Below are 321 nucleotides of genomic sequence, written 5' to 3'. Positions count from 1 at the left end.
CCGATACTGTTCCCGGTGAACCGGTCCCAGTCGCCGATCTCGACCGCTAACGCGAACCCGGTCAGCGTGCTGATCCCGCGGAGACAACCTAACCGTCGCACGATCGGGGTGAACTCGCTGTCTCCCGCGAGGTCCTCGATGGCCCGGTCCAGCCGGTCCCGGCGTGCTTTGATCTGCAGCACCGTCTCATACTCGGCGTCGAACGCGGCCCGTGATGCCGCGCCCGCCAGATGTTGCTGGGCCAGCCAACGGTCGTGCTTGGTCGTCCAGGCGTCACCGTCGTCGTAGACGATCCCGTGCCGCAGCAGCAGCTTGCTGACC

1 pseudogene is annotated in these 321 nt (G+C 66.7%); it reads right to left on the bottom strand.

Annotated elements, in window-relative coordinates:
• Window positions 1-321 (bottom strand): annotated as a pseudogene (locus ACPW96_RS23325) (hypothetical protein); the annotation flags it as partial.

It is taken from the genome of Micromonospora sp. DT81.3, from assembly GCF_049847225.1.
Lineage (GTDB): Bacteria > Actinomycetota > Actinomycetes > Actinomycetales > Microbacteriaceae > Microbacterium.
This window is presented reverse-complemented; position numbering and strand designations above follow the sequence as displayed.